Genomic DNA, 10,874 nt, shown 5'->3' with positions numbered 1-10,874 from the left:
TCCTTGGCCCGCAGCGGATGCCCTGGCGGATCGGGCGGTTGGAGGACGGGGCCGGGCTCGGGTTCAGGCGGCGCGCTCATCGACGCCTCCCGGCAGGCTGGCCAGCGCCTCGCGCAGGCGCCGCTTGTACTGCTGCTGGCGAGTCTCCGTCGGCGCGGGTGGCGCTGCGGCCGGCGGTTCCGTGGCTACCAGTTCGAGGGGCGCGCCCGGCGTGGGGCCGTCGAGGTCGAAGCTCGTTCCCTTGAGCCGGTCTGCGACGGTGGCCCGGGACATGGCGTCCATGTCGGACCAGAGCACGAAATTGGTGCGGTCGACGAGGAGCGGCTGGTCGCCGCCTTCGACGGGCGGTTCGTTGATGTCGGCGCGGTATCTGTTGAGGCTCCAGGCGCCGGAGCGGAGTCGCATGTCGCGGATCTCCTCGACCGTCTTGGAGTCCCTCATGTCGACGTCCCGGAACTTCATCCGCCAGCCCTCGATGCCGAAGCCAACCCGGCCGAGGTGGAAGTTGAGTGCTTCGAGTATGAGTTCGGCGATCGGCTGCACCGTGTTGACCATGAACGTCCGGTCCTGGCTCTCGCCGGTTCCGCCGCCGAGGTTGCCGGACTCGATGATGCCGACCTTCGCCGGCGGCACGCCGTAGGTGGCGATGATCTCGTCGCGCCGCTGGTCCAAGAATTTCAGGTAGTCGACGGTGCGGCCCTGGGCGAGCTCCTGGATTTGCGCGCCGCCCTTGGTGGAGATCGGCGTGCCGATGTTCCGCGGGCCGATGTTCCGCTGCTGGTACTGGGCGTTCCACCGGTTCATCTCCGCCGGGGAGAAGTTCGCGGGGAAGTCGACGTGGATCTGCGGCGGGGAGCCCTTGCGGAAGATCTCCTTGCTGGTGGCCGCGGCGAACAGCCAGCTGGTGATCGGCAGCATGGCCGCCTGGGTCGGCGACACCCCGAACAGGCCGGACCGCGGGGAGTCCAGGCTGATGTGTATGACCTCGCGCGGCTCGAACGTGGCCCGCTGCCCCTGCTCGGTGACCTGCACGTAGCCGGTAACCTGACCGTGCTCGTCGGCGATCGGCCGCATGCTCGGGCAGTCCAGCGAGTACAGGGCGACGGGCTGGCCTGCGAGCCAGACGACCTCGATGAACGCGTCACCGAAGACCAGCAGGTCAGTGACGGCACCGCGGAGGATCTGCCGGATGTTCTCCCTCGGATTGCAGAAGCTGATCATCCGTTCGAGGAGGAGCACCTCGGCGGGCTTCTCGGGCGGTTCCTCGTCGCCCTGCCCGTCGTCGTTCGCCCAGTCCATGACCAGGCCGCCGGCCGTCACCGTTCGGGCGATCGCGTTGACCGACGCCCAGGCCCAGGGGCAGGCGAGGTAGGCGTCGTACAGCTGGGTGAGCGTGCCACGCCGATCGGTACCGGTGGTGCCCTGCATGTTCTCGGTCAGGCCACCGGGCCCGATGCCGTACTCATAGCCGGCACGCTCGGGCGCCTTCGCCGGGGCCGTCTCCAGTATCTCCGCCTGTCCGGTCAGGCCCTGCCACCACGTCCTGAGGCTCATTCGACTTGCACCGTCCCCCCGGGCCGCGGGCCGTCATCGTCGTCGAACCACCACGAGGCGTCGTCTTGGGCGGTCTCGGCAGGCCGGTAGGCCATCGACGGTCCGAGGGGCTGGAGCGAGTCCTCAGCTTGGCGGGCCGGGGTGTCGAGCAGGGGGAATTCGGGGCCGGTGCCCAGGTTCGTGAGTAGGTAGCGCAGGGCGTCACTCGCGTGATCATCTGCTGTCGTATCGGCGTCCTCGGGGTCGCCCTTGGTGGCGTGAGGCAGGTCGGACAGCTCGCGGTACAGCTCGGTGACGGCCGAGAACACGTGCAGCCTCGGGCAGGTCTCCCAGCCCTGAGCCCGGTGGTGCGGGCAGGCAGGCGCTTCGACCAGGTAGCTGCGGACACGCTGCCAGCCCGTGACCCGGGAGCCGGCACCTTTGCCCGCCGCCGTGAGGTGGACGCCGTTGTCCGCGTACACCGAGGCGATCGCCTTGGCGTCGCCGCGGGTGGCCCACATCGCGTCGTCTGCGAATCGACTCGCGACGTTCTCGCCGGCCGCCTCGGCAGCGAGGATCCGCTGCGCCTGCTCCGACTCGCCAACACCGCGCTCGTACAGCTCCCGGTAGATCCAGACTCGGCCGTCCTCGTCGACCGCGGCCCACAGAACAGCCCAGGGGGCGGAGAAGCCCCAGTCGACGCCGTTGTACCGCTTCCACGTCGCTGGGAGTGCGATCGGGTCCAGGACGTGCCGGTCGCGCTTGATCTCGGGGAACATCTGGCCGGCAAACACGTCCCAGTCACCGTCCAGGAAGGCGCTACGGAGCTTGCCGGTGAGGCCCATGAGGTCCTTGGCGTACTCCGGGTTGACGTGCGGGTTGTCGGCGAGCTTGCTCGGGATGAAGCGGACGGTGCGGTCGCGTTCGTCGGTGATGACGTCGGCGCCGTAGTTCGTGGGCTTGATGTAGCGGGTCTTCACCGCGCCGTGGCCGGCGCCGCCCGGGTTGGTGCCCGAGCGGATTCCGATGACTGGGATGTCGGAGCGGCCCGAGCGGAGGCGGGACTCCAGGAAGCTGCAGACGTCGGGCGGGGTCAGGGTCCGCTCGTCGAAGGTCAGCTTCTGGTACTGGCCGCCCTGCCTGCGGCTCGCATCTTTGACGGACTCGGCGTACCGGAACATCAGCAGCGAGCCGTTGGGGAAGCGCAGCTCATACTCGGTGCCGTTCCATGACGCCCCGAGCGCGCCCGCGTACCCGATCTGGGAGAGCTCGGCGAGCAGGGACTCCTTCAGCTCGCCGTAGGTGCGACGGAACGCCCCGATACGGATGCCGGGGTTTCGGACGCAGTCTCGGAGGTCGTCCATGAGGAGGGCTCGGGTCTTGCCCCCGCCCGCGGCGCCGCCATAGAGCACGTCGTACTCGGCTGCGTCGTGGAACTCCTGCTGCTTGGTGGTGGGGACGTACCCGAGCAGACCGAAGACGTCGATCTTCCGGAGTCGCTCAGACTCTCGCCGCTGGGCTTCAGCCTGCAGGGCCTTCAGCTGGCGGAGTTTCTCCAACTTCGCCCGCAGCAGTGGGGATTCCGAGGGCTCCAGTTCCGAGCTCGGCTTCGAGGCGCTGGATTTGGGCGTCGAGGGCATCGATCGTCAGCACCTCCAGCTTGACGGCGCTGTCGAGGCCGAGCATCTTCGCCCGCCGGTCGAGGATCTTCAGGGCGGTCTCGATGGCCCGGGGGTTGCCCTTCATCGCCTCGGGCCAGATCGCCTTCTGGAGGACGTCGAGGCGGGCGAGTTCGAGCTCCCGCCACGCCTCGACGGCGAGGCCTTCCTCGATGACGTGCCGTTCGAGGGCGCGGCGGATGTCGACGCAGGCCGAGTTCCTGCCGGAGTAGCCGAGCTCTTCGGCGATCTCGGTGTACGTGGAGCCGTCGATCTTCATGCGGATGGCCTTGGCGCGCCGCTCAGCGGTGAAGGCCTGCTGCGCCTTGGATGCGACCACGGGGGCCTCCTTGTCGGTGTGAGTCCTCTGGTTGCCGCGGTCGCAGTCAGCTGACCCCGTACCACTGCGAGGCCCAGCCGGTGTTGATGATCGACGTGGACTGACTGGACAGGGTCAGAGTGGATGGCAGCGACGTCTGGCTGGTCAGAAGGTTGCTGTACCGCAGGTTGGGTGCGGTCAGCCCCGCGTTGACAGAAACGCCAGCTCCCGAGGCCTTGAAGGTGAGCGAGTTCGTGGTCCAGGTGCCGTTAAGCAGCATGGCGATGTAGTACGTGCCGGGTGCCGCGGTGAACGAGGAGGTGAGCGCGACGGCCTTCGCGGTTGCGCCGGACATCAGCGATGAGGAGATGTCTGCTGTCGCGCCCTTGAGGTTCCCTGCGCTGTCGTAGACGCCGAGGTAGCAGTTCGACAGGGTGGCGCCGGCGTCGACTCCGGCCAGGCCGAACCAGATGGAGCTCCAGGTGATCTGCTCGCGGATCGGGATCTTGACGAGGGTGATCCGGCCTGCCACACCCGCGTTGCTCTGCGCGGTGACGTGGCCAGCCATGTTCGGGTCGTAGGTCCAGGCGAGCAGCCCTTGTTCTGATGGGCGATCCGTCCATGAGGTCGCCGTGGGGGCCGCCTTGACGTACCAGCCGCTGCCGGAGGGGCCGAGGGTGGCGTAGTCCCACTGACCGAAGAGCTGGCGGACCAGCTGTCCGTCGATGGTTTCCGAGCCTGCGCCGTCTACCGAGACTGGGTTGCCGCTCGCGTCGATCTTCTTGACGGTGATAGGCCTGGTGCGGCCTACCGCGGTCGGGAGGGTGATGGTGATCGGGCCTGAGGTTGCGTCGGCGAGGATGTCCTCGTCGAAGCTGATCGCGGTGTAGTTGCCCGTCTTCGTGGTGACGGGGTAGCTGAGCTGGGCGGACTCGATGTGGAGCCCGGTCGGGTAGTCCAGCGTCAGGTTGGCCGGGGTGAAGAGGCCGGCGATGACGACCCGGCCGCGGGCGGCGGCCAAGCCTGTTCCACCGGTGCGGCACCCGAAGCGCGGGATGCTGGTCTCGGTGTCGATCCTCAGGTCCATCGTCGGTCCAAGGCCGCCAGTGCCGGGCCCGAAGATGTAGATCAGGAAGGTGCACTGCTCGATCGAGATGAGGCTGGCCCGGATCGAGTGCGCGGCGCCGACTGAGCTGTAGTAGCTGCCGGCCGGGCAGAACGCGGCCCAGCAGTACAGGATCCGCAGGCCGTAAATGTCGGTGTGCTCGGGAACGACGATGCCGTAGGTGTAGCCGCCGCCGCAGGTCACGTTCTCGACGATCGTGAGGTCGTTGTTCCCGTTGGCCGGCAGCAGGACACCGATGGACAGGCCGGTGGCGAAGACGCCCGGGGAGACGTAGCTGCTGCCGGGGACGGTGCCGGTGGTGCTGTACGCAACGTCCTGCAGCCGGGCGTTGGCGGCACCGGACAGGTCGATCGCGGTGTAGGTGAGCCCGAACTTCGAGTGCGCGGTCAGCACCGACAGGTTCGCAATGTCCACGTACAGGTTGGAGAAGACCCCCGGGGCCACGCCGTAGCCGCCGGGCTGCGCCGGGCCGCCGATGACTGCCGGGTTGCCACCAGCGTTGATGCTCGTCGTCTGCGCCCCCGCCGAGGCGAAGAGCCCGAAGGACAGCAGAGTCGCGCCGGTCGTGTTCGGGACGGTCTGCTGCCAGTGCTGAACCCCGGCCCCGCTGGACGTGCCTCGGATCGACAGGGTGATCTTCCGGCCGGTCGCCGCGTACACGGGCAGCGTCAGCTGCGCGTTCCCGAGCGTGCTGCCGCCCGTCTTGAGCGCGCCCGCGATCCCGTAGAACTGCCCGGACGCGGGAGGGATCCGCACGGTCGCAGAGCCGGAATGGGCGACCGCGTAGGCCGCAGCGGCGTCGATCGCGGCCTGGATGGCCGTGGTGTCGTCGGTGGCCCACATCGCGCACGCCCCGGACACGGTGCTGCCCGCGGTCGCGGACAGGGTGACCTGGGTGCCGCTCGTGTACGCGCTGATCGTGCCGACGAGGGTCTCCCCGGACGCGCCCGCGCCGAGGACTTGGATGGCCTTGCCGACGTCGCCGACGACGAAGGCTGCGGTGGCGCTGGTCAGGGTCGCGCTGCTGGCCGTCATGGCGGCGTCGGCGACGACCTTGCCGTTGCCGACCGCGCCGTAGGAGACGACGTCGAAGACCCATGCGTCCGCGGCCGTGAACCTGGCGTCGTCGCCAGCCGCCACGGTCCCCGCGGTCGTGCCAACGGCGCGGGTAGCCGAGTTGCCCAGGCCCAGGTTCGTGCGCGCGGTCGTCGCGTTCCCGAGGCTGGCCAGGTTGTCGGTCTTGGTCAGCGCCGTGTTCTCGACGGTCGTGACCCGGGCGTCGAGGGCGGTGCCAGCAGCGTTCGTGTACGCGCCGATGGCGGCCGGGGTGACGGGGTCGCTGCCACCGGATCCGTGGGAGGCGGCGTGCGCCGTCGGCGTCCGGGAGTTGGTCATCCGGCTGTCGTCGCCTGCGGCTGCCGTGCCTGCAGTCGTCCCGATGTTGAGGACTGCGGCGCCGCCGAGCCCGAGGTTCGTCCGTGCCGCCGGCACCGAGTTCAGGTCGGACAGGTTGTTCGTCTGCAGCAGCGCCCCGCCGGCGCCGAGCGCCTGCCCACTGCCCCACGCGCCTGCGGCCTTGGGCCCGTAGATGACGAGGGCGGACGGCGTGCTGTTGTCGATGTACCAGTCACCGTCGATGCCCGTACCCGCCGAGGGCGCACCGGTGCCGGTCAGGACGCTGTTGCCGCGCGGGCCCGAGGTACCGGACGACGCCACGATGACGCTGGGCATGCCGACCTCCCTACGCGGTGGGAACGAGGCGGGAGTAGAACGGGCCCTCGATGAGGCAGGTCTGGTCGGCTAGGCCGGGGTCCATCCAGAGGGCGAATGGCCGACAGCCGGTCCCGAGCGCGAGCGTCGCTGTCGGAGAGAGGACGGCTTGCACGGTCGAGGCGACGGGGTCGACGACCAGGTAGCCCTGGGCCGTTGCCGTCGTGGTCAGCTTCACCAGGGCCGGGACGGTGGCGTCCGCGGAGTTCGGGCGGATCACGAACTCGAAGACCTTGCCGCTGATGTCCATGCGGGCGCCGTCGTCGTCGAGGAACGTGAACGTCGCCGCCCACTGCGTCCCGGCCACGGTCGCGGTCCGCCATCGGAGGGGCAGGTCGCCCATGGCCACCCCCGATCGTCGAGCGGTAGGTCAGGCGGCCTGCAGGCTGTAGGTGCGGCGTGCGCGCTCGCGGGTGTCCTTCTCGGCGCGGATCACGTCGATGGCACGGAAGCGGGGGCGGCCTCGGTGCCCGGGGTCGGCAGCCTTGAGCTTGCCCCGGTAGCACCAGTTGCGGACCACGTTCGGGCTGACCCGGGCGGCCTCGGCCGCCTGGGCGACTGTCCAGAGAGTCGTGTGCAGATCCACATCAAGGTCGACCATCGGAGTCCTCTCCGGCTCTCGGCCCGGAATGCGGAAAGGCCCCCACGGAGTGAACTGTGAGGGCCTTGAGCACGTTTGGGCATGCTGGACGTACCCGCATTGTCATGCATGATGCGGCCGGAATCAAGCCGCTCGGGAAATGCCAGCGGCAAGAGCCTTCACGTAGGCGTCGTACTCGACGCCGGTGAGGATCCGCTGGCAGTCGGGGTCACGGCACTCGATGTACGGCCGATCGTCGACGAGGCGAAGGTCTCGGGACTCGGCCAGATACGGCCCATGGCAGCGAGGGCAGGGGGCGAGCTTCCGGACGTCGTGCTGCGGGTGGGCCTTGATGAACCGCTGGGCGGCGCCGTGCCAGCCGCGGATCTGCGCGGCCGGGTTGGCATTCCCGTGGTCGTGGGGTTCGCCGGCCGCGGGGTGGTGCTGCATCATCCAGTCGAGGTGAGCGCCGAGGATCTTCGCGGCGTCAGTGATGCGGCGCCCTTCGGTGATGCCGTCGCTCTTCGGCTCGGCGTCGACAGCCCATATGCCGCGACGGATCAGGATATCGGTCTCCAGTTCCTCCATCTCGCCGAGTACGGCTTCGAGGAGGAGGCGCGCGGCCTGCCCTGGCCAGGCGGGGGCGTCGCTGGAGCCCCGCGATCCGATGGTGGCGGTGGACGGGGAGCGGGATCCGTTGAGGGATTCGAGTTGGACGGCGACGAGGAGTTCGGGGAGTTCGGCGAGCTGGTGGCGGGCTCGTTCGGTGCAGGCGTCGCATTGGACGGGCCGCCCCCAGGCGGGGGTGAGGGTGTGCTCGGTTCCGGCTTCTTCGCGGATGGTCTCGGCGCGACGCCAGGCCGAGTTGCAAGTTCCGGGACAGGCGGTTGCAGTACGCACGGTGGCTCCTCGACAGCGGTGGTGCGGAGGGCGCGGGGTGACCTGGCGGCGGCGATCACCCACGCGCCCAGAATGGCATGACGTCCAGACAAGACCGCGCGATCAGACGTCCGGGTCGACCTGGGGGTGTGTGAACCGAACGAGCTTGCCGAGGCTGCGGGCGTAGGCAATCTCGGCGCGGGTGCTGTCGCCGATGTAGTCGCCGACGACGAGGATCCAGTCGGCGAGGCGGATCTTGGCGCGGTGCAGGTCGTCAAGCCGGATCTTCAGTGCCTCCGCCGCGGCCGGGTCGGCCCAGCGGGGATGCCGACGCTTCATGTTGCAGCCGGGCTTGACGACGATGTGGCCATCTGACGTGAGCAAGAGGTCAGCCTCGCCCATCTCAGCCATGAAGCGGGTACTGCCACACAGACAGACGATCTTCGGGATGTTGAGCTGCCGCTTGCCGTCGGCAAGCTTCTCTTCCGGAGTGAGGAGCTGCGGGTAGGACATGGGATCTCCTTACTTAGGCGGACGGGCCGGGGCAGATGGACGGGTACGTGACGTTGTGGACGTACCGAGCGCAGGCCGGGCAGTCCTCCGCGTTGCCGCCGATGTGAGTCGGCGCCTCCTCGTCGATGGGCAGCATGGTGACGGTCTGCACGGTCGTTCGCTGGGCGATCCGGTGCTCGTACTCGGGCATTGTCTGGCGGCGGATGCCCAGACGGGCCAGCGCGTGGTTGTAGTCGTGCATGGGCCCGCTGCCGGTCTCCCAGGAGCCGTCGGGCTGTTGGACCTGGAGGAAGTAGTCGACGGTTCGGGTGGTGCTCACAGGGTGCGCTCCAGAACGTCGAGGGCGGTGTGGCCGTTGACGGAGATCAGCGGCGCATGCTCCTTGGCGAGGGCCACGGCAGTGCTGAGGCTGAACCGGTTGGCGGCGATCCACTCGTCTCGCCGCCCCGTCGGGATGGACTCGTAGCTCCAGGTGCCGTCGGCGGAAAGGCACTCGTGGAACCCGTTGCTCACGGCCCACTGTCCGCCACCACGCCATTCGACGTAGAGCGTGAAGTGCCGGCGGTTGACGTCGCCCTGGGGCAAGACTGATACCTCGAAGCGGGCGACTTGGACGTGGGCCTTGGGTCGATCGGTCACGGGGTGGGCTCCTGGGGGTCGAGGGCTGTGCGAATGGCGGTGAGGACGTCGCCTGCGGTGGGGAGGGGCCAGCAGCGCGGGTCGCCGAGGACGCCGCGGCCGTCGAACTGGGCGATGGCTGCACGAACACGGTTGAGCGCCGCCTCGGCCTGCTCGGCGCGGATTCGGGCATCGCGGGCGCCGTGGTTGACCATGCGGTTGGTGCGTTTCATCCGCTCGATCGTGGCCTCGGCCAGCTCAGCCCGCTGCCTCTCCTCCCGCCATTGGCGGTTGCGGAGTCGGATTTGCGCCCACAGGTTCTGGAGTTGAGTCGGGTCGGCGCCGTTCGCCTGGAGGCCTGCTCGGAGAGTGCGGAGTTCGATCTGGGCGCTGTCGGCCCGGCCGCGTTCGGCCTTGGCCGCCTTCTCGGCGCGTTCGGAGCGGCGGCCTACGAGGGTGGTGAGGCGGGCGGCGGCAGCGATCGAGTCTTCGGCGTCCTGCTCGGCCTGGGCCAGCCGTGCGTACAGTTCGGCGAGGGCCTCACCGGTGATCGTGTCGACGGTGTACCAGTCGGGCTGGTCGGTCACAGCTGCTCCTCGGTTCCGTCGGCCCATTCGATGAGGGCGCCCGGGTTGTCGTCCTTGAGTGCTTGCAGGCTGATCCAGGCGGTGGCGAGGCCGCGTTCGCGGTGGTCGATCAGGCAGCGTCCGGAGGGGTAGACGGAGCCGTCGTACCGTTCTCCGTCGGGGGTGTGGAGGCGGAAGGCTCGTGCGAACGCGGTCACCGGATGCCCCCGTTGGCGATCTGGGCCGCCCCTTCGGTGGCGTTCAGGTGTCCGTAGGCGGCGGACAGGAGCGCCCGCAAGAGGGCCCGGTCGCGAAGACTGATGGGCGCCTTCTCGTCGACCCGATAGTGGATCTGGGATCCATCCGGGCCATGGGTGACGAACTCCAGGGCGGGGAGGGCGTGGGGCGGGTAGATGAGGTCGGCAGCCGGATTCTGGATCATCATTCTTCTCCTTGGCTGGGTCGAACCGCGTTGGACGACCACCAGGCCTCACGGTCGAGCGGGTTGTCGGGGCCGGGTTGGCGGCTGAAGTCGCGGCAGGCGAGGACGTGGTACTCGTAGCTGCCGTCGATGTACGGGCCGCGCCCTTCGAGGATCTCGGCGGTGCCCTCCGGCGCAGTCCGGGCGTTCGCCCACTCCTGGTTGACGTGGGTCACGCGGGCGCCAACGGGAAGCGGATGGATCACTGACCCTCCTCCGGCCGCCCGATCAGGGCCGCCATCTTGGCCTGGAACGCGCAGTTCGAGCACGGCGACCCGTAGTTGTAGCCGGCGCCGCACTTGCGGCAGTCCTGGATCGGGGCGGGCTTCAGGGCCTCCAGCTCGGCCAGCCGAGCACGCAGCCGGTCGATCTCCGCCAGGAGAACAACCTCGTCGGCGCTCTCGTCCTCGGCCCACGCCCGCTCGGTCGTGCACCGCTGGCACATGTCCCGGCCGGGATACTGCGACGGCCCCCAGACGTGCACCGGACGCTCATCCTCGGACTCGCCCCGGACGGCCTCGCAGTGCGTCCGCCGCCGACGGATCACGGCAATCCGCTCTTCATCCATCGACAGCTGCGGAGCCGGAGCCCGCATCGACTCCCACCTGCCGATCACGGCACGCATTCCGATGTTGAACGCCGCCGTGTCCCAGGACCCGGCGAAGTAGTTGCCAGAGCTCACGCAGCCCTCCGGCCAGGCTGAGCAGTAGCACAGGCTCTCGTGGTAGTGGTCGTTCAAGGCCCTGTTACCAGCGTCCGCCAGGGCGTCGATCTGCGCCTCGGTGAGCTCGGTCACCTTCGGCGGATCGTTCTCGTAGTCAGCCATCAGGC

The 10,874-nt window shown here is 69.0% G+C and carries 15 protein-coding genes; all 15 read right to left on the bottom strand.

Going from position 1 to position 10,874, the window contains the following annotated elements:
- Positions 1 to 63 precede the first annotated feature (63 nt).
- Positions 64 to 1,554, bottom strand: coding sequence for a phage portal protein (locus tag AB0M92_RS19125; protein ID WP_366103379.1), 1,491 nt, complete (start codon positions 1,552 to 1,554; stop codon positions 64 to 66).
- On the bottom strand, positions 1,551 to 3,092 hold the full coding sequence (locus AB0M92_RS19120; RefSeq protein WP_366103378.1) for a terminase family protein: 1,542 nt from the start codon (positions 3,090 to 3,092) through the stop codon (positions 1,551 to 1,553). Before AB0M92_RS19120 ends, AB0M92_RS19125 begins: the two co-directional genes overlap by 4 nt.
- Positions 3,055 to 3,531, bottom strand: coding sequence for a hypothetical protein (locus AB0M92_RS19115; protein ID WP_366103377.1), 477 nt, complete (start codon positions 3,529 to 3,531; stop codon positions 3,055 to 3,057). The genes AB0M92_RS19120 and AB0M92_RS19115 overlap by 38 nt, the downstream gene beginning before the upstream one ends.
- Before the next feature lie 46 nt (positions 3,532 to 3,577).
- Positions 3,578 to 6,367 (bottom strand): hypothetical protein, encoded by a 2,790-nt coding sequence (locus AB0M92_RS19110; protein WP_366103376.1) that lies wholly within the window; start codon positions 6,365 to 6,367, stop codon positions 3,578 to 3,580.
- 10 nt (positions 6,368 to 6,377) lie between these two features.
- The gene (locus tag AB0M92_RS19105; protein ID WP_366103375.1) at positions 6,378 to 6,749 is read right to left on the bottom strand and encodes a hypothetical protein; all 372 of its coding nucleotides are present in this window, start codon (positions 6,747 to 6,749) and stop codon (positions 6,378 to 6,380) included.
- Positions 6,750 to 6,776: 27 nt separating this feature from the next.
- Positions 6,777 to 7,007, bottom strand: coding sequence for a helix-turn-helix domain-containing protein (locus tag AB0M92_RS19100; protein ID WP_366103374.1), 231 nt, complete (start codon positions 7,005 to 7,007; stop codon positions 6,777 to 6,779).
- Positions 7,008 to 7,130: 123 nt separating this feature from the next.
- The gene (locus AB0M92_RS19095) at positions 7,131 to 7,886 is read right to left on the bottom strand and encodes a hypothetical protein (RefSeq protein ID WP_366103373.1); all 756 of its coding nucleotides are present in this window, start codon (positions 7,884 to 7,886) and stop codon (positions 7,131 to 7,133) included.
- 102 nt (positions 7,887 to 7,988) lie between these two features.
- Positions 7,989 to 8,378, bottom strand: coding sequence for a hypothetical protein (locus tag AB0M92_RS19090; RefSeq protein ID WP_366103372.1), 390 nt, complete (start codon positions 8,376 to 8,378; stop codon positions 7,989 to 7,991).
- Between the two features lie 13 nt (positions 8,379 to 8,391).
- Positions 8,392 to 8,697, bottom strand: coding sequence for a hypothetical protein (locus tag AB0M92_RS19085; RefSeq protein WP_366103370.1), 306 nt, complete (start codon positions 8,695 to 8,697; stop codon positions 8,392 to 8,394).
- Complete coding sequence (locus tag AB0M92_RS19080) at positions 8,694 to 9,017, bottom strand: hypothetical protein (protein ID WP_366103368.1); 324 nt, start codon at positions 9,015 to 9,017, stop codon at positions 8,694 to 8,696. Before AB0M92_RS19080 ends, AB0M92_RS19085 begins: the two co-directional genes overlap by 4 nt.
- Entirely contained in the window at positions 9,014 to 9,583 is a 570-nt protein-coding gene (locus tag AB0M92_RS19075; protein WP_366103367.1) for a hypothetical protein, read from the bottom strand. Before AB0M92_RS19075 ends, AB0M92_RS19080 begins: the two co-directional genes overlap by 4 nt.
- The gene (locus AB0M92_RS19070; protein WP_366103366.1) at positions 9,580 to 9,780 is read right to left on the bottom strand and encodes a hypothetical protein; all 201 of its coding nucleotides are present in this window, start codon (positions 9,778 to 9,780) and stop codon (positions 9,580 to 9,582) included. The genes AB0M92_RS19075 and AB0M92_RS19070 overlap by 4 nt, the downstream gene beginning before the upstream one ends.
- Positions 9,777 to 10,004, bottom strand: coding sequence for a hypothetical protein (locus tag AB0M92_RS19065; protein ID WP_366103365.1), 228 nt, complete (start codon positions 10,002 to 10,004; stop codon positions 9,777 to 9,779). Before AB0M92_RS19065 ends, AB0M92_RS19070 begins: the two co-directional genes overlap by 4 nt.
- On the bottom strand, positions 10,004 to 10,249 hold the full coding sequence (locus AB0M92_RS19060) for a hypothetical protein (RefSeq protein ID WP_366103364.1): 246 nt from the start codon (positions 10,247 to 10,249) through the stop codon (positions 10,004 to 10,006). Before AB0M92_RS19060 ends, AB0M92_RS19065 begins: the two co-directional genes overlap by 1 nt.
- Complete coding sequence (locus tag AB0M92_RS19055; protein WP_366103363.1) at positions 10,246 to 10,869, bottom strand: hypothetical protein; 624 nt, start codon at positions 10,867 to 10,869, stop codon at positions 10,246 to 10,248. The genes AB0M92_RS19060 and AB0M92_RS19055 overlap by 4 nt, the downstream gene beginning before the upstream one ends.
- Between the last annotated feature and the right edge of the window lie 5 nt (positions 10,870 to 10,874).

The organism is Streptomyces sp. NPDC051582 (assembly GCF_040681715.1).
Taxonomy (GTDB): Bacteria; Actinomycetota; Actinomycetes; order Streptomycetales; family Streptomycetaceae; genus Streptomyces.
Note: the sequence above shows the minus strand (reverse complement) of the source record. Positions and strands in the feature narration are given on the sequence as shown.